At 68.5% G+C, this 20,963-nt stretch carries 17 protein-coding genes and 1 pseudogene; 9 read left to right on the top strand and 9 right to left on the bottom strand.

Annotation, left to right across the window (positions count from 1 at the left end; genetic code table 11):
• Positions 1 to 1,424 (top strand): annotated as a pseudogene (locus Q0326_RS14460) (acyl-CoA dehydrogenase C-terminal domain-containing protein); the annotation flags it as partial.
• Positions 1,425 to 1,715: 291 nt separating this feature from the next.
• Here the strand turns inward: Q0326_RS14460 and Q0326_RS14455 are convergent.
• From Q0326_RS14455 to hpnI, 5 genes are read right to left on the bottom strand one after another with little or no spacing between them, the layout of a single operon-like run.
• On the bottom strand, positions 1,716 to 2,693 hold the full coding sequence (locus Q0326_RS14455) for a lysylphosphatidylglycerol synthase domain-containing protein (protein ID WP_298691705.1): 978 nt from the start codon (positions 2,691 to 2,693) through the stop codon (positions 1,716 to 1,718).
• Positions 2,690 to 3,595 (bottom strand): ferritin-like domain-containing protein, encoded by a 906-nt coding sequence (locus tag Q0326_RS14450; protein WP_298691703.1) that lies wholly within the window; start codon positions 3,593 to 3,595, stop codon positions 2,690 to 2,692. Before Q0326_RS14450 ends, Q0326_RS14455 begins: the two co-directional genes overlap by 4 nt.
• Complete coding sequence (gene hpnK / locus Q0326_RS14445; protein ID WP_298691701.1) at positions 3,592 to 4,443, bottom strand: hopanoid biosynthesis-associated protein HpnK; 852 nt, start codon at positions 4,441 to 4,443, stop codon at positions 3,592 to 3,594. Before hpnK ends, Q0326_RS14450 begins: the two co-directional genes overlap by 4 nt.
• 34 nt (positions 4,444 to 4,477) lie before the next feature.
• Complete coding sequence (hpnJ, locus tag Q0326_RS14440) at positions 4,478 to 5,926, bottom strand: hopanoid biosynthesis associated radical SAM protein HpnJ (RefSeq protein WP_298691699.1); 1,449 nt, start codon at positions 5,924 to 5,926, stop codon at positions 4,478 to 4,480.
• Entirely contained in the window at positions 5,927 to 7,141 is a 1,215-nt protein-coding gene (hpnI, locus tag Q0326_RS14435; protein ID WP_298691697.1) for a bacteriohopanetetrol glucosamine biosynthesis glycosyltransferase HpnI, read from the bottom strand.
• A gap of 78 nt (positions 7,142 to 7,219) precedes the next feature.
• On the opposite strand from hpnI, the gene hpnA reads away from it, so the two are divergent.
• From hpnA to Q0326_RS14400, 7 genes are all read left to right on the top strand, one after another.
• A complete protein-coding gene (gene hpnA / locus Q0326_RS14430; RefSeq protein ID WP_298691695.1) occupies positions 7,220 to 8,218 on the top strand; it encodes a hopanoid-associated sugar epimerase in 999 nt (332 codons plus the stop codon).
• The gene (locus Q0326_RS14425) at positions 8,215 to 9,345 is read left to right on the top strand and encodes a glycosyltransferase (RefSeq protein WP_298691693.1); all 1,131 of its coding nucleotides are present in this window, start codon (positions 8,215 to 8,217) and stop codon (positions 9,343 to 9,345) included. Before hpnA ends, Q0326_RS14425 begins: the two co-directional genes overlap by 4 nt.
• Entirely contained in the window at positions 9,342 to 10,196 is an 855-nt protein-coding gene (gene hpnC / locus Q0326_RS14420) for a squalene synthase HpnC (RefSeq protein ID WP_298691691.1), read from the top strand. Before Q0326_RS14425 ends, hpnC begins: the two co-directional genes overlap by 4 nt.
• Positions 10,193 to 11,008, top strand: coding sequence for a presqualene diphosphate synthase HpnD (gene hpnD / locus Q0326_RS14415; RefSeq protein ID WP_298691689.1), 816 nt, complete (start codon positions 10,193 to 10,195; stop codon positions 11,006 to 11,008). Before hpnC ends, hpnD begins: the two co-directional genes overlap by 4 nt.
• Positions 11,005 to 12,273 carry a hydroxysqualene dehydroxylase HpnE gene (gene hpnE, locus Q0326_RS14410; RefSeq protein WP_298691687.1) on the top strand — a complete coding sequence of 423 codons (1,269 nt, stop codon included), beginning with the start codon at positions 11,005 to 11,007 and terminating at the stop codon, positions 12,271 to 12,273. The genes hpnD and hpnE overlap by 4 nt, the downstream gene beginning before the upstream one ends.
• Complete coding sequence (gene shc, locus Q0326_RS14405) at positions 12,263 to 14,212, top strand: squalene--hopene cyclase (RefSeq protein WP_298691709.1); 1,950 nt, start codon at positions 12,263 to 12,265, stop codon at positions 14,210 to 14,212. The genes hpnE and shc overlap by 11 nt, the downstream gene beginning before the upstream one ends.
• A gap of 118 nt (positions 14,213 to 14,330) precedes the next feature.
• On the top strand, positions 14,331 to 15,086 hold the full coding sequence (locus Q0326_RS14400; protein ID WP_298691685.1) for a phosphorylase: 756 nt from the start codon (positions 14,331 to 14,333) through the stop codon (positions 15,084 to 15,086).
• On the opposite strand, the gene hpnH is transcribed toward Q0326_RS14400, so the two are convergent.
• Both hpnH and ispH read right to left on the bottom strand, forming a co-directional pair.
• Entirely contained in the window at positions 15,006 to 16,151 is a 1,146-nt protein-coding gene (hpnH, locus tag Q0326_RS14395; RefSeq protein ID WP_298691683.1) for an adenosyl-hopene transferase HpnH, read from the bottom strand. The two genes, Q0326_RS14400 and hpnH, sit on opposite strands and share 81 nt — an antisense overlap.
• A gap of 10 nt (positions 16,152 to 16,161) precedes the next feature.
• Positions 16,162 to 17,112, bottom strand: a complete 951-nt coding sequence (gene ispH / locus Q0326_RS14390) for a 4-hydroxy-3-methylbut-2-enyl diphosphate reductase (RefSeq protein ID WP_298691681.1) — start codon at positions 17,110 to 17,112, stop codon at positions 16,162 to 16,164.
• A 143-nt stretch (positions 17,113 to 17,255) separates the two neighbouring features.
• Between ispH and Q0326_RS14385 the strand changes: the two genes are divergently transcribed.
• A complete protein-coding gene (locus Q0326_RS14385) occupies positions 17,256 to 17,834 on the top strand; it encodes an ABC transporter substrate-binding protein (RefSeq protein WP_298691679.1) in 579 nt (192 codons plus the stop codon).
• Between the two features lie 12 nt (positions 17,835 to 17,846).
• Here Q0326_RS14385 and Q0326_RS14380 read toward each other — a convergent pair whose 3' ends face one another.
• Both Q0326_RS14380 and Q0326_RS14375 read right to left on the bottom strand, forming a co-directional pair.
• On the bottom strand, positions 17,847 to 20,441 hold the full coding sequence (locus Q0326_RS14380; protein WP_298691677.1) for an MMPL family transporter: 2,595 nt from the start codon (positions 20,439 to 20,441) through the stop codon (positions 17,847 to 17,849).
• 11 nt (positions 20,442 to 20,452) lie between these two features.
• Positions 20,453 to 20,893 carry a DUF2141 domain-containing protein gene (locus Q0326_RS14375; protein ID WP_298691675.1) on the bottom strand — a complete coding sequence of 147 codons (441 nt, stop codon included), beginning with the start codon at positions 20,891 to 20,893 and terminating at the stop codon, positions 20,453 to 20,455.
• Positions 20,894 to 20,963: the final 70 nt, after the last annotated feature.

The following is a 20,963-nucleotide window of genomic DNA, read 5'->3' as shown; positions in this document are numbered from 1 at the left end:
ATCCCGGCCTCACCCACGGCGCGACCACCGCGATCGAGGGTCATGCCTAGGACGAGCTGAAGCAGGCCTATCTGCCCAAGATGGCGTCGGGCGAATGGTCGGGGACGATGTGCCTCACCGAATCGCATTGCGGCACCGATCTCGGGCTGCTGCGCACTAAGGCCGATCCGCAGGCCGACGGCAGCTTCAAGCTCACCGGCTCGAAGATCTTCATCTCCGCCGGCGACCATGACCTCACCGACAATGTCGTCCACCTCGTGCTCGCGCGGATCGCCGATGCGCCGGCGGGGGTGAAGGGCATTAGCCTGTTCCTCGTCCCCAAATTCCTGCCCCATGACGACGGCAGCGTCGGCGCGCGCAATGGCGTCTCGGTCGCGGGCATCGAGCACAAAATGGGGCTCAAGGCCTCGGCGACCTGCCAGATCAATTTCGACGACGCCACCGGCTGGCTGGTCGGCCAGCCGCACAAGGGCATGGCCGCGATGTTCACGATGATGAACACCGAGCGCGTCTCGGTCGGCGTCCAGGGGCTCGGGATCAACGAGATCGCCTATCAGTCGGCGGTCGCCTATGCGAAGGAGCGGCTGCAGGGGCGCTCGCTGTCGGGCGCCAAGCGGCCCGATCTCGCCGCCGACCCGATCATCGTCCACCCCGACGTGCGCCGCATGCTGATGACGATGCGCGCCTATGCCGAGGGCTGCCGTGCGCTCGGCCAGTGGTGCGCGCGCGCGCTCGACGCCGAGAAGCATAGCGACGACCCCGAGGTGAAGCAGCGCGCGACCGACTTCGTCGCGCTGATGACGCCTGTCGTGAAGGCGCTGTTCACCGATCTCGGCTTCGATGCCGCCAATCTCGCGGTCCAGACCTATGGCGGGCACGGTTATATCCGCGAGCATGGCGTCGAGCAGTTCGCGCGCGATGCGCGGATCGCGATGATCTACGAGGGCACCAACGGGGTGCAGGCGCTCGACTTGGTCGGCCGCAAGCTGCCCGCCAACATGGGCCGCAACCTGCGCCCCTTCTTCCACGCGGTCTCGAACCTGCTCGAGGAGATGGCGGGCGTCGAGGACAAGGCGCTGAAGGCCTATGTCGGCGGGATGCAGCAGGCGTTCGGCGCGCTCCAGCTGTCGACCGCGACGATCGCGCAGAAGGGCATGAAGGACCCCGAGGAAGCGGGGGCCGCGGCGACCGATTACCTCCGCCTGATGGGGTTGGTCGGGATCGGCTATTGCTTCCTCAAGGCGTCGAAGATCGCTTATGCCAAGCTGGCCGAAGGCGCGGGCGACGACGAGGGCTTCTACAAGGCCAAGATCCTCACCGCCGGCTTCTTCTTCGACCGCATCCTGCCGCAGGCGACCGCGATGTTCCTCGCGATCAAGTCGGGCAAGCGCTCGCTGATGGCGCTCGACGAGGCGGCGTTCTGATTGACGGCCGTTCGGGCGCCCATCCCCGTTCGGCCTGAGCGCAGTCGAAGGCTACGCGCGGCGGTGGCTGCGCTTCGACTGCGCTCAGCGCGAACGGAATGGGACGGTAGCGGGCTTCACCCCCGGCAGCGCCGCGTCGCCCAGATGAGCACGCTGGCGCAGAAGCGCGAATAGCTGGGTGCGCCCAAGCGCGGCAGCCGATGTGGCGCGTTCGACATGATCATTTCCCCCCTGCGCGGTCCCCCGACCGCGTCCGCGGCCTATCGCGCAATCATGACGGGACGGTGAACATCAAACGGTTACGCGCCGTATACCAAGCTCGCGTGCCTGCCAGACCAGCAGCGCGGGCAGCCCGATCGCGACATCGCGCGCGCGCTTGATCAGCGACAGCGCGACGGCGGCCTCGGGGTCGAGCCCGATCAAGGGCCCGAGCAGCACATAGCCCGCCTCCTGCACGCCGATCGCCCCGGGGATCACGAACGCCGCGCCGCGCAGCGCGAAGATGAGGCTCTCGAGCGCGGCGATCCGCCACAGCGCAATCGGCGATCCGATCATCGCCAGCACCATCGCGGCCAAGGCTGCGGCATAGAGCCAGCCCGCAAGATTGAGCGCAAAGGACAAGGCGACCGCGCCCTTGCGCGCATAGATTCCGGCGAGTTCGGCATGCAGTCGGTCCATCGACAGCGCGCTGTCGGGCAGCAGCTTGGTGGCGAGCGTCCCCGCCAGTCGCAGCATCGGCCGCTGGAGCAGGATGAACGCCGCGGTCACCGCGATCGACACGCCGACCCCGATCCACGCCAGCGGGGCGACGCCATGCCGTCCTCCGTCGACGAGCAGCGATCCCAACGTCGCCACGCCGAACAGCGTGAACGCGACCTGCGAGGCCATTTCGGTGGTGAGATCGACCACCATCGCGGCATAGACGCGCGGCGCCGCCAGCCCCGCTGCGGTCAGCGTGCGGCCACCGACGACGAGCCCGCCGATCTGGCTGAACGGGAGCAGGTCGTTCGCGCCCTCGCGCACCATGCGCGCCCAGCCGAACAGCGGGAGCAGGCGCAGCGGCTCGCCAGGCATCGAGGCCCACCAGGCCGCGCCGAGGATCGCGGAGAGGAGTACGCTCGCCGCGCAGAAGGCGAGAAATCCGCCCACGCCAATGTGCAACGCAGCATCGGCGAGCGCGGAAAATCCCACCGATCCCATCGCCCACACCGCCGCTCCCAGGCCGAGCAGCGTAGCCAGCGCGATCGGCCAGCGCAGGCGGGCGGTCATGTCGCGACCGGCTCCGTCGACCGGGGCGGCTTGCCCGCGAAGCGCAGCGCCAGGCGAATCATCCCGGGCACGAAGCGCGGGCGCAGCAGCCGTTGATCGTAAGGCGCGAGCCGTCGGTCATTCTCGACGAGGCAGATGCGGGCGAGCTGCGGGAATGTCACTTCGACGCCCAGTTCCTTGGATCCGTTGAGCGTGAAGTTGTTCTCCTGCGCCTTGCTGCTGTCGCCCATTCCCTTGGCCATGTCGATCCGCTCCCAGACGAGCGCGCACCATACCGCAATCACCTTGGCCTCGAACAGCGGGCGCCGCCACCAGGGCATCGTCCGCCGCCACCAGGCGACCCAGTTGACGAAGAACAGGATGTGCCGCCCCTCCTCGCGCATCACCGGCTCGAACGTGTCGATCAGCGCAGGCGGGAAGAAACCGGTGTCCTTGGCAAGCTTGAACAGCCCGAATCCGAAGAAACTGTCGATACATTCCGAATAGCCCGCGCGCATGAACGCCCATTCGGCGTCCCGGGGGCGTCGGATCGCGGGCTCGGGCGCGAGCGCGATGTCATAGGCGGCGACGAGATCGGACAGCACGACCTTGTGCCGGCTCTCCTCGAACGCGTCCATCTCGACCGCGGCCTTGAGCAGCGGATCGGCGACGGTCTCGCCGAACAGGCGGACATAGAGGCCCGTGCGGCCCTCGGCGGCGACCGCCATGTCCCATACCGGCAGCGACACGATCCGCCGGCGGGTCTTCTCGTCGAGCGTGGGCCATTGGATCAGCGCGGGACGATAGGGATCGTGCGTGTCGAGCAGCATCCGGCAGAACAGCCGCAGATGCGCCTCGCTACCGTGCTTGATCGCCTCGCCGGGCGGAGGCGCGGGCGCCTCGATCTTCTCCATCATGCTCATGCCGCCACCTCCTTCGCGCCAAGATCCGCAAAATTTACTAAGCGGATACCGCGTTGCAAGATGTTGTCTTTGATGGATTCATCGGTCAGCGCCGCGAGTTCGGCGCGATAGGCGTAACCCGGCGCCGAGCCCGGATAGGCGTCCTCGGTGGCGGGATGGCAATAGAGTTCGGTGACGCCGTCGGGCAGGTGCGCGATCAGGCCGGCGACCCGCGCTCGGGTCATGTGGCCGCTCCAGGCGAGGCCGAGCACGCGATCGGGAACGACGAGCCCGGCCTCGCGGAAACGACGCGCAACCGCGCGCGCATAGGGCGCCGCAAGGCGACCGGCGAGCGTGCGCGGTACCGGCTCGAGCCTGGCGAGCAGGTCGACCGGCTCGACCGGCGCACGGGCGGCGGCCAGCCCGTAGCGGCGGCCGATCGTCAGGATCAGCGCGGCGATCGTCGGGTGGAGGTGGAAATGCTTGTGCGCGTTGACGTGATCGAGCGGCAGTCCGGTCGCATGGAAGGCGGCGAACTGCGCCTCGATCTCGGCGGCGAGCTGCGCGCGCACCGCCCGCCGGAAGAAGAAATTTACGCCGGCGAGCGCCATGTTGGTGCGGAATTGCCCGGTGGCGTCGACCAGATCGGGGATGCGCGCGGGGGGCAGCACCGGGCGCCCCTCGACGAGCACGAGATGCAGGCCCACCCCCAGGCTCGGCAGTCTTTTGGCGCGCTCGACCGCATCGCCGGCGGCGTCGCCCGCGACCATCAGGCTGGCGGCGGTGAGGATGCCGTGCGTATGCGCCTGCTCGACCGCCGCATTGACCGCGATCGAGGCGCCGAAATCATCGGCGGTGACGATCAACATCGCGCCTCCCCGCGACGGGGAGGTGTTGGCACGCTTACGCCGCCTTCTTGCGATTGTGCAGGAACGAGAAGAACTCGACGCCTTCGCGGAGACGGCGCTTCATCATGTCCCAGTCGCGCACCATCTCGCCTACCATCGCGCCCATCTTGCGGGGGCGGAAGTAGAAGCGTTTGTAAAATTCCTCGACCTTGTCGAAGATCACGCTCGCATGGAGATGCGGGTAGCTCAGCTGCGCGATCTGCGTACCGTCGTCGGTGAGCAGGTCGTTGCTGTCGTCGAACCAGCCATTCTCGACCGCCTGCTTGTACAGGAAGGTGCCCGGATAGGGCGCCGCGAGCGACACCTGGATGGTGTGCGGGTTGATCTCCTGCGCATATTTGATCGTCTCCTCGATCGTCTCCAGCGTTTCGCCGGGGAGGCCGAGGATGAAGGTGCCGTGGATCGTGAGACCCAGCGCGTGCGCGTCCTTGGTGAACTGGCGTGCGACGTCGACGCGCAGGCCCTTCTTGATGTTGTGCAGGATCTGCTGGTTGCCGCTTTCGTAGCCGACCAGCAGCACGCGACAGCCGCCTTCCTTCATCGCCTTCAGCACCGGCTGGGGCACGTTGGCCTTGGCGTTGCAGCCCCAGGTGACGGGGAAACCAGGCGTGCCGAAGCCGAGCTTCCGGAGCTCGCCCGACAGTTCGACAACGAAGGCGTGCGCATCGGCCAGCGTGTCGTCGTCGAAGAAGATCTCCTTGATCTCGGGCATTTCCTTGAGGATGTACTGGACCTCCTCGATCACCTTGCCGACGGTGCGGTGCCGATAGCGGTGGCCGCTGATCGTCTGCGGCCACAGGCAGAAGGTGCAGCGGCTCTTGCAGCCGCGCCCGGTGTAGAAGCTGACATAGGGGTGGCGCTGGTAGCCGCCATAATATTTGTTCAGGTCGAGGTCGCGCCGGTAGATCGGTGAGACCATCGGCAGGACGTCCATGTCCTCGATCTGCGCGCGGTCCCGGTTGCGCACGATCGTGCCGTCGGGGGCGCGATACGTGATGCCGTCGATTTCGGCGAGCGGGCGGCCCGCGGCCAGCTCGACGCAGGTGAAGTCATATTCCTCGCGGCAGACGAAATCGAGCGCGGTGGTGGCGGCGAGCGCTTTCTCGTCCTCGATCATCACCTTGGCACCGACCATGCCGACCAGCGCCGTGGGGTTGCGCTGCTTGACCAGCTCGGCGGTCTGCACGTCCTGACGAAAACTCGGCGTCGAGGTGTGGAGGATGATCAGGTCGCGATTGTCGACCTCATGCTTGATGTCGTCCCAGCTCTGATCGTGCGCGGGCGCGTCGATCAGGCGCGAGCCTTCGATCATCGCGGCGGGCTGCGCCAGCCAGGTCGGATACCAGAAGCTCTTCACCTCGCGCTTCATCTGGTAGCGCGCGCCGGCGCCGCCGTCATAGCCGTCGAACGAGGGGCCCTGCATGAAGAGCGTGCGAAGCGTCATCTAATGTATCTCCGGTTCGGCCGACATGCGGCCGTTGGGTGTCATATGAAGCCGGCTCCCGCGCCAATCAACCGAGCGCGTGAAGAAGGCCGACCAATAGAGGCCGAAAGACAACAGGTCGCGCGCGGGCAGCCACCACAAGGGCGCAGTCTGGCGACCGACCAGCGCATCGATCCGCGCCGCCAGCGCGAGCCGGGCGAGCAGCGCCACGCCGATCACCCAGCCGCCTGCGCCGCTCGCGACCGCGAGCAGCGACCAGGCGAAGGCGTGGGTCACCGCGCTGCCGGCATAGCCCGCGGGGTCGAGCATCCGCACCGTCGCGTTCCAGCGCAGCTCGTGGCGCCACAGCGCGGCGAGGCTCGATTCGCTGCAGCCATGGAGCACGATCGGCGGGGCGACCGCGACGGTGAGCCCGAACCCGCGCACCGCGGCGCCAATCGCGTGATCGTCCGCGAGCAGGTCAGCGAACGGCGTGAAGCCGCCGATCGACTCGAGCGTCTCGCGGCGCAGCGCGATCGTCGAACCCATGCAGGGGTGCGCCAAGCCGGTCGCGACGCCGATCATCACCGAGGGCAGAAACCCCCAGCTGACCCCCGCCGCCGCCATCCGCGACCAGCCGTTGGTCTCGCCGATCCCGGCATAGGGCAGGGTGACCGCGCCGACACCGGGACGGGCGAGCGCTTCGGTCACGAGCGTCGCATAATCGGGGCCGACGACCATGTCGCTGTCGCTGAGGATCAGGATGTCGCCGGCTGCGGCGGGTTCCATGTTGATGAGATTGGAGATCTTGCCGTTCGAGCCGTGCCGCACGCTGCTCCAGACTATAGCGGCATCGACGGCCCGCGCCGCCTCCAATGCCGGATCGGCCGGGTCGGCGACGCCGCACACCATGTCGATAGGCCCGGCATAGTCCTGCTCGAGGAAGCTCGCGAGCTTGGCCTCGAGCATCGGCTCAGGTCCGTGCAGCGGCTTGAGCATGGTGATCGATGGCCAATCGGCGTTCCCCGGCGAAAGCCGGGGCCCAGGCCCGACGCCGGCAGCAGGCGCCGCGCCATCTCCACGTACGGGCCTGGGCCCGCGCCTGCGCGGGGGCGTGGTGAGCGCCCGCTCCCGCAATGGCGTGCGCCATCGCCCGGCGAGCGCCACGGCGGCGAGCGTATAGGCGGTGCCGGTCATCGCGAGCAGCGTTAGGACGAACGAGAGAACGGCGAGCATGCCGGCTCCTTAACAGCGTGTCATGCGGCGCGCACTTCCTTCCCATTTGGCATCGGCGTGCTTAATAGCCTGTCCGGCATGGCAAATGGTGAAACGATCCTGGTGACCGGCGTGTCGGGCTTCGTCGGCGCGGCGGTCGCACGCGCGTTCGCGGCCGACGGCTGGCAGGTCCGCGGCCTTGCGCGCACGACGTCGCCTGCCACCAACCTCGAAGACTTCCCCGGCACGATCGTGCGCGGCGACATGCTCGACGCCGCCTCGATGCGCGCGGCGCTGGCCGGGTGCGACGCGCTCGCGCACGTCGCTGCCGACTATCGACTGTGGGCGCCCGACCCTGAGGACATCGTCCGGCACAATCGCGAGGGTACGCGCACCGTCATGGAGGCGGCGCTCGCTGCGGGCACGCGGCGTATCGTCTACACCAGCAGCGTCGCGACGATAGCGCCGCTGGCGGGCGGTGCGGCGGACGAGACCCGTCCGCTTACCGAAGCGACCGCGATCGGTGCCTACAAGCGCTCGAAGGTGGTCGCCGAGCGGCTGGTCGAGCAGATGGTGAAGGAGCGCGGCCTGCAGGCCGTCATCGTCAATCCCTCGACGCCGATCGGGCCGCGCGACGTCCGACCGACGCCGACCGGCCGCATCCTCGTCGAGGCCGCCAATGGCAAGATGCCCGCCTTCGTCGATACCGGGCTCAACCTCGTGCATGTCGACGACGTCGCGCGCGGCCATGTGCTGGCGCTGGCGAAGGGCGAGATCGGCCGTCAGTACATTCTCGGCGGTGAAGATGTCATGCTGGAGACCTTGCTCGGCGAGGTTGCGCGCCACGTCGGGCGCAAGCCGCCGACCGTATCGCTGCCCCGCGGGCCGCTGATGCCGCTCGCCTATGTGTCCGAGGCTTGGGCCAAACTTAAGGGTCGGGAGCCGATGCTGACGCGCGATGCGCTCCGCATGTCGCACTACCGCATGTTCTTCGCTTCGGATCGCGCCGCGACCGAACTCGGCTACGGCGCGCGGCCGTGGCAGCAGGCGGTCGGCGACGCGCTTGCCTGGTTCCGAGGCCAGGGGATGATCCGTTGATCGTCCTCGCGCTGCTCCCGCTGGCGATCTGGATCGGGCTGCTGCTGTTCCGCGACGGCTTCTGGCTGGCGCGTGACACGGACGGAGGCGTGGCGCCAACGCTCGCCGTCTGGCCCGCGGTGACCGCGATCGTGCCGGCCCGCGACGAGGCCGACGTGATCGGCCGCGCGATGGCGTCGCTGATCGCGCAGGATTATCCCGGCGCTTTCCGCATCATCCTCGTCGACGACGGCAGCCGCGACGGCACCGGGGCGATAGCCCGCCGCGCGGCCGGAGCGTCGGACCGGCTCACCGTGATCGACGGCGCCGCTCCGCCCGCCGGCTGGACGGGCAAGCTCTGGGCGATGCGGGGCGGTGTCGCGCAGGCGGGCGACGCACCGGCCTATCTCTGGTTCACCGACGCCGACATCGCGCATGCGCCGGACACGCTGCGTTCGCTGGTCGCGCGCTCCGAGCAGCGCGGGCTGGTGCTCGATTCGCTGATGGCCGAGCTGCGCTGCGACAGTGTTGCGGAAAAGGCGCTGATCCCCGCCTTCGTCTTCTTCTTCCAGATGCTCTATCCCTTCGCCCGCGTGAATCGACCCGGTGCCGAGATGGCAGCGGCGGCCGGCGGCTGCATGCTGGTGCGCCGCGACGCGCTCGCGCGTGCCGGCGGTCTTGCCGCGATCGCGGACGCGATCATCGACGATTGCGCGATGGGCGCGGCGATGAAGGCGCAGGGCCCGATCCGCCTGTCGCTGACGCGCCGTTCGGTGAGCCTCAGGCCCTATGGCGGCTGGTCCGAGATTATCGCGATGATCTCGCGCTCGGCTTATGCGCAGCTCGATTATGCCCCCTTGCTGCTGGCGGGTACGCTGGCCGGACTGGCGCTGCTCTACATCGTGCCGCCGGCGCTTGCCCTGTTCGGACACGGCGGCGCGCAGCTTGCCGGTGCCCTTGCCTGGCTCGCGATGGCGATCTGTTTCCAGCCGATGCTGCGCTTCTATCGCCGCTCGCCGCTATGGGGGGTTGCGCTCCCGGCGATCGGCGTGGTGTACGGCGCGGCGACGGCGCTGTCGGCATGGCAGCATGGTCGGGGGCGCGGCGGAATGTGGAAGGGGCGGGCGCAGGCTCGGATGCAGCGATGAGTGCCATCACGATCGCCGGAACCGCCGCCGACTTTGCCTCGGGCAAGGGCCATACCGACGAGAATTTCCCGGTCGCCTCGAGGCTGGTCGCGGCGCGCTATCGGGCGCCGATCATGGCCTTCTACAGCTTCGCGCGCCTCGCCGACGACATCGCCGACCATGTCACCGCGAGCGCCGACCAGAAGCTCGCGCGGCTCGAGGCGATGCGCGCCGGAATCGTCGGGACCAGCGATGCCGAACCGAGCGCCGTGGCGCTTCGCATCGTGATGGCGGAACGCAACCTCGATCCGGTCCATGCGCTCGATCTGCTCGAGGCGTTTCGGCGCGACTGCACCGTGAACCGCTATGCGCACTGGGACGATCTGATCGACTATTGCCGCTATTCGGCGATGCCGGTCGGGCGCTTCGTGCTCGACGTGCATGGCGAGGATCGCGCGCTGTGGCCAGCCAATGACGCGCTGTGCGCGGCGCTCCAGGTGATCAACCACCTTCAGGATTGCGCCAAGGATTATCGCGAGATCGACCGTGTCTACCTGCCGCAGGATCTGCTCGCTGCGACCGGTGCGCGGACCGAGGATCTTGCGCGACCCGGTGCGCCGCCCGCGCTGCGCCAGGTGATCGCGGCCTGCGCCGAGCGCTGCCAGCAATTGCTCGCCGAGGCGGCGCCCTTTGCGCGGGGTATAGCCGACCGCCGGCTCGGGATCGAGGTCGCGGTGATCCAGCGGCTCGCGGTCAGCCTCGCGACGCGGCTGCGGCGGCGCGATCCGCTCGCGGAGCGCGTCCATCATCGCAAAAGTGAGGCGCTGCTGCTTGCATCCGGTGCCGCGCTCGGTCGATTGGTCGCGCGGTGAGTCAGCCATCCGCCGCGGGCTCATCCTTTTACGCGGGCATGAAGGTGCTGCCCAAGCCCGAGCGGCACGCGATGTACGCCGTCTATGAATTCTGCCGCATCGTCGATGACATCGCAGACGACCAGCAGGGCGATCCCGCGACGCGCGCGGCGCAGCTCGATCAATGGCGGGGCGACCTCACTAGCCTCTATGCAGGCCGGTCACCGGGGGTTGCCGAATTCCTCGTCCCCCACATTCGGGCCTTCGGACTCGTCCAAGCCGACTTCGAGGCGGTGATCGACGGTATGGCGATGGACGTCGCAGGCGACATTCGCTGGCCGCCCGCCGCCACGCTCGATCTCTATTGCGACCGCGTTGCCAGTGCCGTCGGCCGGCTGTCGGTGCGGATCTTCGGAATGGAGGAGGCCGCAGGGCTGGATCTGGCGCACCATCTCGGCCGCGCGCTGCAACTGACCAACATATTGCGCGATATCGATGAGGATGCCGCAATCGGCCGCCTCTATTTGCCGCGCGAGGCGATCCAGGCGCAGGGCATCGCGATTGGCGACATCGCCAGCGTGGTGGGCGATCCGCGTATCGACGGTGCCGCGCGGATCGTGGCGGCTGAGGCGGACACGCATTTCCGGGCGGCGCAGAAAATCCTCGATGCTGGTCCCAAGGGCCATCTGATTGCGCCGCGGCTGATGGCGGCCGCCTATTCCGAGCTGCTGCGCCGGATGCGCAAGGCGGGCTGGCAGCCGCCGCGCGTCCGTGTGCGCCACAACCGGCTGGCGTTGGCCTGGACGCTGGTCAGGCTGCGGCTCGGCCGGTGACCGGCGGCAGGGGCCCGGCGCATGTCGTCGGGGCAGGATTGGCCGGGTTGTCGGCGGCGATCGCGCTCACCGAGGCCGGCTATCGGGTAACGCTCAGCGAGGCGGCGCGGCAGGCGGGCGGGCGCTGTCGATCCTATCACGATCCCAAGCTCGGGATGACGATCGACAATGGCAATCATCTCGTCCTGTCGGGCAACCGCGCGGTCCACGCCTATCTCGAGACGATCGGCGCGAGCGACCGACTGGCGGGATCGAGCGAGGCGCGCTTTCCCTATGTCGACGTGCGCGACGGCGCCCGCTGGGTGCTGCATCCCAACGCCGGGCCACTGCCCTGGTGGTTGTTCGCGAAGACGCGCCGCGTGCCGGGGACGACGCCGTCCGATTATCTCGGCTTGGCGCGGCTGCTGCGCGCGACCGCGGGGCGGACGATCGGCGATGTGATTCCGACGCGCGGGCCGCTGTGGGATCGGCTGCTCGACAATTTCTTCGTCTCGGCGTTGAACACGCCGGCTGCCGAAGGATCGGCGCAGCTCGCCGGTGCGATCGTGCGCGAGACGCTGGCGAAGGGTGGGCGCGCGTGTCGCCCGATGATCGCCGAGCCGACGCTCGCCGCCGCCTTCGTCGATCCCGCGCTGGCCTGGCTCGAGGCGCACGGCGCGACGATCCGCCTCGGGCGCCGATTGCGCGCGCTGGCGCTCAGCGACACGCGGATCGTATCGCTCGACTTCGCCGATGGTCGCGAGGAGATCGCGCCAGGCGTCCCCACGATCCTCGCGGTGCCCGCCTGGGTCGCCGTCGATCTCGTGCCCGATCTGGTCGTGCCTGATCAGCACCATGCGATCGTCAACGCGCATTTCCTGTCACCGCCGCCGGCTGGCGCCGCGCCGGTTACCGGCATCATCGGCGGCACGGCCGAATGGGTCTTCGCCTTTCCCGATCGCCGCTCGACCACCACCAGCGCCGCCGATGCGCTGCTGGCCGACGACCGCGAGGCGCTCGCGACACGGCTGTGGGCGGATGTCGTCGCGGTCCATGGCGGCCCGAAGACGTTGCCCGTCTGGCAGCTCGTCATCGAGAAGCGCGCGACCTTTGCGGCGACGCCCGAACAGGATCTGCGCAGGCCTTGCGCCAAAACGCGATGGGACGACCTGTTCCTGGCTGGCGACTGGACGAAAACCGGGCTACCCGCCACCATCGAAGGTGCGTTGCGGTCGGGGCGGGCGGCGGCGGCGTGCGCGTTGGAGGCAAAGCGTGTTGCGCGTTGAAGATCAGGCCGAGGGGTTTATCCCCGATCCACTCGAGGGAATCGATGTCGCGATCGCCCGCGCGCGCGTCGCGCTCGCCGATGCGCAGCGGCCCGATGGCCATTGGGTGTTCGAGCTCGAGGCCGATGCCACCATCCCGTCCGAATATATCCTGCTGAGGCAGTTTCTCGGCGAGCCCGACGATCTCGAGCTCGAGGCGGCGATCGGCCGGTATCTGCGCCGCATCCAGGCGGCGCATGGCGGCTGGCCGCTCTATCAGGATGGCGGCTTCGACATCTCGGCGACCGTGAAAGCCTATTTCGCGCTCAAGATGATCGGCGACGACATCGACGCGCCGCATATGGCCCGGGCGCGGGCGGAAATCCTCAAGCGCGGCGGCGCGGGCGCGGTCAATGTGTTCACGCGGATCCAGCTGGCGCTGTTCGGCTGCGGATCCTGGGCCGTGATACCCGAGATCCCGCCCGAGCTGATCCTCGCGCCGCGCTGGTTCCCGGTCCACCTCTCGAAAATGTCCTATTGGGCGCGCACCGTGATCGTGCCGCTGCTCGTGCTGTGCGCGCTGCGTCCGGTCGCGCGCAATCCGCGCGGGGTGCGCGTCGATGAGCTTTTCCTCTCCGGCAAACTACCGCTCAAGCGCGCGCTGCCAGGCAAATGGGCGTGGGAGAAGGGCTTCGCCGCGCTCGACGTCGTGCTCAAGCGCGGCCGCCGGCTGTGGCCGCGGCGTTGGCGGCGCCAGGCGATCCAGGCGTGCGTCGACTTCGTCGTCGAGCGGCTGAACGGCGAGGACGGGCTTGGCGCAATCTATCCGGCGATGGCCAACAGCGTGATGATGTTCGATGCGCTCGGCTACGCCCCCGAGCATTCCCACCGGGCGATCGCGCGGAGCTCGGTCGAGAAGCTGCTGGTGCGGCGCGAGGACGGCGAGGTCTATTGCCAGCCCTGCGTCTCGCCGGTGTGGGATACCGCGCTCGCCGCGCATGCGATGCTCGAGGCGGGCGACGAGGACTCGGCCACGCGCGGGCTCGACTGGCTGACACCGCGCCAGATCCTCGACGTCAAGGGCGATTGGGCGGTGCAGCGTCCCGATGTCCGCCCCGGCGGCTGGGCGTTCCAATATGGCAACGACCATTATCCCGACCTCGACGACACCGCGGTGGTGGTGATGGCGATGGACCGCGCACGGCCGAAGCTTGGGCCCCGTTTCGATGCGGGGATCGACCGCGGCGTCGAATGGACCGCGGGCCTGCAGAGCAAGGACGGCGGCTATGCCGCGTTCGATGCCGACAACATGGCCTTTTACCTCAACGACATCCCGTTCGCCGATCATGGCGCGCTGCTCGATCCGCCGACCGCCGACGTTACCGCGCGCGTCGTCTCGATGCTCGCGCAGCTCGGCGAGGCTGCCGACAGCCCGCGCATGGCGGAGGCGATCGAGTGGCTGCGCCGTGACCAGCATGCCGAAGGCAGCTGGTGGGGCCGCTGGGGGGTGAATTACATCTACGGCACTTGGTCGGTGCTGTGCGCGCTCAACGTCGCCGGCGTGGATCCGGCCTCGGCGATGGTGCGCCGCGCGGTGCGCTGGCTGGTGCAGATCCAGAATGCCGACGGCGGCTGGGGCGAGAGCGCCGACAGCTATGCGCTCGATCGGCGCGGGCACGAGCCGGCGTCGTCGACGGCCTCGCAGACCGCCTGGGCGCTGCTCGGGCTGATGGCGGCGGGCGAGGTCGATCATCCGGTCGTTGCGCGCGGCGTCGCGTGGCTCGAGCGCCATCAGGCGGACGACGGGCTGTGGGGGCAGGAGCATTATACCGGCGGTGGCTTCCCGCGCGTCTTCTACCTGCGCTACCACGGCTACCCCAAATATTTCCCGCTGTGGGCGCTCGCCCGCTACCGCAACCTCAAGCGCGGCAACGTGCGGCGCGTCGCGTTCGGGATGTGAGGATGAACGTCCCTCATCCGTTCGCACCAAGCGCAGTCGAAGTGCGTGACCCAAACGCGGCGCCTGCCGCATGTCTCTCTTCGCTGAGGACGAACGGTAGCGGTGTGGCAGTCGCCGCATGATCCTCGTCGCGACGGGCATGAAGCGCGAGGCCAAGGCGCTTGCGCGGGATGGCGTCACCGTCATCGTCGCCGGCACCGATCATGATCGCTTTGAAGCGGAACTCGAGGCGGGCGTGGCCGCCGGTGCCACGGCGATCCTGAGCGTTGGGCTGGCGGGCGCGCTCGCGCCGCGGCTGGCGGTCGGCGACTGGGTGGTCGGCACGCTCTCGCCGACCGCCATGGAGCGGCGCGAATGGAGCGTCGGCGCGAGCAGGCCGCGCGACGTCCGACCGGTGACCGAACCGACCGCGCGCAAGGATGCGTCGACGGGCTGGATCAGCCGCATCGCGGCGCTGCTGCCCGGCGCCGTGGTCGGCCGCATCCATGCCGACGGCACGATGATCGTCACCGCCGCGCAGAAGGAGTCGCTGCACTTTTCGACGCGCGCGCTGGCCTGCGACATGGAGAGCCACATCGCCGCGCGCGTCGCACAGCGGCATGCGTTGCCCTTTGCCGTGGCGCGCGTGGTGTCGGACGCCGCCGACCGATCGATGCCCCGCGCCGTCCAGGTCGCGATGGCGCCCGACGGCGGGATTAGGATCGGCGCGCTACTGCTCGCGATCCTGATCCGGCCGTGGCAGATTCCCGCGCTGGTCGGCGTCGGGATGGACGCCGGCCGCGCGATGAAGCGGCTAAGTCGTGGCTACGACGTGCTTTGCCGAGCCGGGTTTGGTCTTGGCGATCAGCGCGAGCTCCCGCTCGACATGGGTTGAGAACACGTCCTCGGCAGGGCGCGCCTTGCTGATGTCGATGTCCTCGGCCATCGGGCCCGTCGTGCGGATGCCCTTGCGACCAACGTTCATGAATTTGAGCGGATGGCGGATGCCGTCGGCCGCGGCCGTACCCTCGAATCCGCAATGCACCATGCAGTCCGAGCATTTCTCGTACTTGCCGACGCCATATTCGTCCCACTCGGTGCCTTCCATCAGCTCCGAGAAGGTCTCCACATAGCCTTCGCCGACAAGGTAGCAGGGCTTCTGCCAGCCGAAGACGGTGCGCAGCGGCATCGACCAGGGCGTGCATTCGTAGCTCTGGTTGCCCGCGAGGAAATCGAGGAACAGCGGCGAGTTGGTGAAGGTCCAGGCCTTGCCGTTGTCGCCACGCGAGAAGACGTCGCGGAAGAAGGTCTTGGTCTTGGTGCGGCTGAGGAAATGCTCCTTGTCCGACGCGCGCTCATAGGCATAGCCGGGCGAGATTGTGATCTCGACGTCGAGCCGCTTCATCTCGTCGAAGAACGCCGCCAGCCGGGCCGGATCGGCGCCGTCGAACACGGTGCAATTGACCTGGACGCGGAAACCCTTGGCCTTGGCCAGCTCGATCGCCTCGACCGCGACGGTATAGGTGCCGGTCTGGTCGACGGCATGGTCGTGCATCGCCTGGTCGCCATCGAGATGGATCGACCAGGTGAAATATTTGTGCGGCTTGTAGTCGTCGATCTTCTTCTTGAGCAGCAACGCATTGGTGCACAGGATGACGAACTTCTTCTTCGCGAGATAACCCTGGACGATCTTGGGCATCTCGCGGTGGAGCAGCGGTTCGCCGCCCGCGATCGAGACGGCCGGCGCGCCGCATTCGTCGATCGCGTCCATGCACTGCTGGTACGACAGACGCTGGTTGAGGATCGGATCGGGATAGTCGATCTTGCCGCAGCCGGGGCAGGCGAGGTTGCAGCGCAGCAGCGGCTCGAGCATCAGCACCATCGGATATTTGCGACCGCGCAGCTCCTGGCCGACGGTATAGGCGCCGATCCGTGCGACGACGGCGAGGGGTAGGGTCATGCTGGGGTCCTCAGGCTACGCGGGCACGCGGCTGCAGCCGCGCAAGCGCGGGCGGCAGGCGGAATTGCACATTTTCCTCGAGTCCGTCGAGGGGCGAGACGGTGGCGGGGGTGATCCGCTCGATCGCGGCGATCACGCTCTGGACGAGTTCCTCGGGCGCCGAGGCGCCGGCGGTGAGCCCGATCGTCTCGATGCCGTCGAGCCAGGCGGGATCGAGCTCCGAGCCGTCGGCGACGAGGAAGGCGGGCTTGCCCATCTCCTCGCCGATCTCGCGCAGCCGGTTGGAATTGGAGCTGTTGGTCGAACCGACGACGATCAGCATGTCGGCCTGCTCGCACAGCGCGCGCACGGCCGACTGGCGATTCTGCGTGGCATAGCAGATGTCCGACGTGTCGGGGCCGGTGACGTCCGAAAAGCGCGCCTTGAGCGCCGCGATGATCGCGCGCGTGTCGTCGACCGACAGAGTCGTCTGCGTGATATAGGCGATCGGGCGATCGAGCGGCAGGGCGAGCGTTGCCACCTCCTGCGGCGAGCCGACGAGATGGACCTCGCCGTCGATCTGGCCGAGCGTGCCCTCGACCTCGGGATGGCCGGCATGGCCGATCAGCACCAGCGTCCGCCCGGTCGCCACATAGCGGCGCCCCTGCGCGTGCACCTTGCTGACCAGCGGACAGGTGGCGTCGATCACCGGCAGGCCCTTGGCCTCGGCGTCTAGCTGCACCGCGCGGCTGACGCCGTGCGCGGAAAAAATCGTGACGGCGCCCGCGGGCACCTCGCTCAACTCCTCGACGAACACCGCGCCCTTGGCCTTGAGCGTATCGACGACATGGCGATTATGGACGATCTCGTGACGGACGTAGACGGGCTCACCAGTGCGGTCGAGCGCCTGATCGACGATGTCGATCGCGCGGATGACGCCCGCGCAGAAACCACGGGGTTGAGCTAGCAATACCTTGACCATCAATGTCTCCCGAGGCGCGCGCCCCACATAGTCGTTCCGTCACGGATGCGAAAGAGAGCCGCAACCCTTGAGCGCACGGCGGTGTTCAGCAGGGGTTATTGCGCCACACCCCATGGCGTTCGCCTGACCGGAGGATGACGACGTTGACACTTCGAACCCACAGTCTTGCCGCCCTGCTTGTCGCGCTTGCGGCACCTGCCGCCGTGCAGGCGCAGGCGGGCGACCCCGCGGTGGCGCGGATCGGCAGCTATGACGACGGCGTGATCGCGATCATGAAGGCCAAGCTCGGCGCATCGGCGCGGACGGATCGCTTCGAGCCGCTGGTGAAAAGCTATTACGACATGCCGGGCATCGCGGCGCTGGTCGTCGGCCCTGCGTGGAGCAGCGCCTCGGCAAGCGACAAGGCGGCGGCGATCGCTGCGCTGACGCGCCATTCGGCCGTGTCGCTGGCGCGCAACTTCAAGGAATTTTCGGGCGAACGCTTCGCCGTCGCGCCGCAGCCGATCGCACATGGCGCGGAGAAGGTCGTCAAGGTGACGATCAATAGCGACACGCTGTTCTACCGGATGCGGCAGGCCGGCGGGACGTGGAAGGTCGTCGACGTGATCTCGGGCGGGGTGAGCAACCTCGCGCTCCAGCGCGCGGATCTGGCGAGCACGGTGCAGAGCGGCGGGATCGCCGCGCTGGTCAAGAAGCTGGCGCAGCTCGACACGGTGAAGTGACGCGCTCCCCTCCTATGCGGGAGGGGAGTCCTTGCGCTGCGGCCCGAGCAGCGCCGGCTCGAAGATCAGCGCGCAGACCAGCGTCCAGGCGAGCGAGATCATCAGGATCTTGCCCATGCTCGCGGTGCCGGGATGGCGCGACAGCCACAGCGAGCCGAACGCCGACCCCGTCGCCAGCGCGGAAAAGAACACGGCGCGCGCCAGCGGCGACTGAAGCAGGTCGGTCGCGCCCCGACGCCACGCCATCACGAAATAGATGTGGAAGGCGACGCCGACGCCGAAGAGCAGCGGAAAGGCGATGATGTTGGCGAAGTTGATCGGCTGCCCGATCAGCACGCACGTCCCGAGCGTGAGAAAGCCCGACAGCACGACGGGCGCCAGGGTGAACGCCACCTCGCGCACATTGCGTAACACCAGCAGCAGCAGCAGGCTGACCGCCGCGAGCGCCAGGATGCCCGCCTCGACGAAGGCCATGGCGACGGTGTGCGCCGCGGATTGCTCGGAGACCGCGGGGCCGATTGCCTGCGGCGCCACCTTTTGTACCGCGGCGACGAAGCGGGCCAGCGCGGCGTCGCTGCGATCGGTGCCGGCGGCGGTGAGCTGAACCTTGGCGCTGCCGTCGGGGGCGATCCAGTCCTGGCGCAGGTCGGACGGCAGTGTCGCCACCGACGTGGGTTGCGCGGCGAGCGCGGCGCGCATCTGGTCGAGCATGGTCTCGAGTGGTGGCACGAGCATCGCGGTCGCCGCCTGACGCTCGTGTACGGAGCCTCCGCTCAGTCGATCGAACGCCGCCGCCAGGCGGCGCGCGTCGACGCTCGCGCGATCCGATCCGGTTGCCGCACCGCGCAGGCTTTTGGCCGTGGCGTGCAGTGCAGCAATCGTCTCGGCATCGCTCGCCGCGGCGGCCGGCGCGAACGGATTGAGGGTAAAATCGAGCAAGGCCTGCGCGTTGGCGATCATCGCGAGCTTGGGCGCCTGGTCGTCTGGGACGAGACTTGCCGCGGTCAGCGCCTGGCCAACCTCGGGAAGTCGGGCGAGCCGTGCGGCGAGCGCCTGTCCCGCGCCGAGATTGGGCGCCAATATGTCGATCGTATTCGGGTCGCGGGTCGGGTCTTGCATCAGATCCGCGAGCGTCGCCATCGCTTCGCCCTTGGCATTGCGCAGATGGAGCGGATTGAAGTCGAAGCGCACCAGCGCCAGGCTGGCGACGCCGAGGACCATCGCGACCCCGAAGGCGGCCAGGACGAGGCCACGCCGACGGATTAGGAAGGCATCGGCGGCGGCGAGGCGCGGATTGCCGAGCTCAGCCTGCGGCCGTCCGCCGCCGACCAGCATCAGCAGCGCCGGCAGCAGCGTCACCGCGAGCAGCAACGCGATGACCATGCCCAACCCGGCGATGACGCCAAGCTGCGCGATCCCGACATAGTCGGTCGGCAGGAAGGCGAGGAAGCCCAGGCAGACCGCGCCGGCCGCTAGCAGCAAGGGTGCGCCCAGCGCGGCGGCCGCGGCGGCCATCGCCTCTGCGGGCGTTGCGTGAACGAGCCGCTCGGCCTGAAAGCGGACGCCGATCTGGATCCCGAAATCGACGCCGAGGCCCACGAACAACGGGATGAACGCAACCGAAATCAGGTTGAATTGGCCGACCGCCGCCAGTCCGACCGCGGCGGTGATGACCAAGCCGGCGATCGTGGTGCCGAGGATCGCTGCGACGATCCGCCATGACCGCACCGCCAGCCGCAGCGTCACCAGCATCGCGAGCAGCATCGTCCCGCCGACCAGCCAGGCATGATCGGCGAGGCTCGCGAACTCCTCGTCCGACAGCGGTACCGAGCCGGTGATGCCGAAATGGACGCCGTGCGCTGCGTCGAGTTGGAGCGCCGCGGCATCGGCGCGCACCGCGTCGGTCGCAGGAACGCCGGGCATCAATGCCCCGAAATCGAGGATCGGGGTGGCGAGCACCAGCCGGCGCTTGGGCGCCGCCGTCGCCGCTGTCTCGCCTCCGAACAACGCTTGCCAGGAGAAGAAGCTCGGCTTGCCCGCCGCCTGCCGGTCGAGTGCGTCGGCAAGCGCGGCCATGGGCCTATCAATGCGCGCAAGCGGCGCGTCGCCTCTTGCGACTCCGGTCAGCATCGTGTCGAGCGCGCCGGCGATCCCGCGCAGCGATGGATCGGCGGCGAGCGGCCCGAGGAACGGCTGCGCGGCGATCATCTGTCCGGTCGCGGCGCGAACGTCATCCTCGCTGCCGAACAACAGGCCTTCGCGCGCGAAATAGTCGCCGCCATCGGGGCGGGTGACGTGGCGGAAGTGACGCGGATCGGCGCGCATCTTGGCGGCAAGGCCGGCGGCGGCGCGCTCGGCGAGTTCAGGCGTGGCGCCGTCGATCACAACAAGGATCGTATCGCCATTCTGCGGGAAGGCGCGGTCCATGCGATGTTCGGCCATCCGCCAGGGCACGCTCGGCGATATCAGCGCGCTCGCATCGGTCGTCATCGAGAAATGCGCGCCGGCATAGACCAGCGCCAGGGCGGTCAGCAGCAGCGCGGTCGAGACGGTCGCATAGGGTCGGCGGCAAGCAAGCGCGACCAGGCGGACGAGCGGATGCGACATGCGGACGACGCCTAGAGGAAGCTAGTGCGCAACTTCAGCGCGATGCGCTGAGGCGCAGTGCCATGGACGAACATGGCGGCATCCCATCGCGGCGGCGCCATGTGGATCGGCGCATCATTCGAGAAGCCGACCGGCTCCTTGGGAATGCCGAACAGGCCACGATCGATCTTGCCGTTGCTGTTGCGGTCGTGGAACACCTGCGCGGCATAGCGGCCAGGCGGCACGTTGGCGATCACGACGACCGTCGTGCCGAGCTTGGCGGGCACCGTCGTGAAATAGGGGCAGTCGCTGGTCAGGAACTGCGCCTGGGGGCAGATGTCGACATGGACGCCGCCTTGGGTGCTGGTGACGTTGCCGACCTCGACCTCCACCGGCGCTCCGGTCGGGGCGGAAGCGGCGAGGAGCAGCGGCAGGAACATCGGAAGGGCACAGGCCGCCGGTCGCATCGTCATCGCCGCGCCTCACCACAGATCGATCCGTCTGTCGAGGCACGGCGCCAATTTCGCCTCGCGGCGACAGCGT

The organism is uncultured Sphingomonas sp., assembly GCF_937859915.1.
GTDB lineage: Bacteria > Pseudomonadota > Alphaproteobacteria > Sphingomonadales > Sphingomonadaceae > Solisphingomonas.
This window is presented reverse-complemented; position numbering and strand designations above follow the sequence as displayed.

What these genes read in the sequence shown, in the direction of transcription:
- Q0326_RS14455 (WP_298691705.1), bottom strand. Translation starts at nt 2,693, where the DNA reads ATGACCGCCCGCCTGCGCTGGCCGATCGCGCTGGCTACGCTGCTCGGC.
- Q0326_RS14400 (WP_298691685.1), top strand. Translation starts at nt 14,331, where the DNA reads ATGATCCTCGTCGCGACGGGCATGAAGCGCGAGGCCAAGGCGCTTGCG.
- hpnA (WP_298691695.1), top strand. Translation starts at nt 7,220, where the DNA reads ATGGCAAATGGTGAAACGATCCTGGTGACCGGCGTGTCGGGCTTCGTC.
- ispH (WP_298691681.1), bottom strand. Translation starts at nt 17,112, where the DNA reads ATGGTCAAGGTATTGCTAGCTCAACCCCGTGGTTTCTGCGCGGGCGTC.
- Q0326_RS14375 (WP_298691675.1), bottom strand. Translation starts at nt 20,893, where the DNA reads ATGACGATGCGACCGGCGGCCTGTGCCCTTCCGATGTTCCTGCCGCTG.
- hpnI (WP_298691697.1), bottom strand. Translation starts at nt 7,141, where the DNA reads ATGCTCGCCGTTCTCTCGTTCGTCCTAACGCTGCTCGCGATGACCGGC.
- hpnH (WP_298691683.1), bottom strand. Translation starts at nt 16,151, where the DNA reads ATGACCCTACCCCTCGCCGTCGTCGCACGGATCGGCGCCTATACCGTC.
- hpnK (WP_298691701.1), bottom strand. Translation starts at nt 4,443, where the DNA reads ATGTTGATCGTCACCGCCGATGATTTCGGCGCCTCGATCGCGGTCAAT.
- Q0326_RS14450 (WP_298691703.1), bottom strand. Translation starts at nt 3,595, where the DNA reads ATGAGCATGATGGAGAAGATCGAGGCGCCCGCGCCTCCGCCCGGCGAG.
- Q0326_RS14380 (WP_298691677.1), bottom strand. Translation starts at nt 20,441, where the DNA reads ATGTCGCATCCGCTCGTCCGCCTGGTCGCGCTTGCTTGCCGCCGACCC.
- hpnC (WP_298691691.1), top strand. Translation starts at nt 9,342, where the DNA reads ATGAGTGCCATCACGATCGCCGGAACCGCCGCCGACTTTGCCTCGGGC.
- hpnJ (WP_298691699.1), bottom strand. Translation starts at nt 5,926, where the DNA reads ATGACGCTTCGCACGCTCTTCATGCAGGGCCCCTCGTTCGACGGCTAT.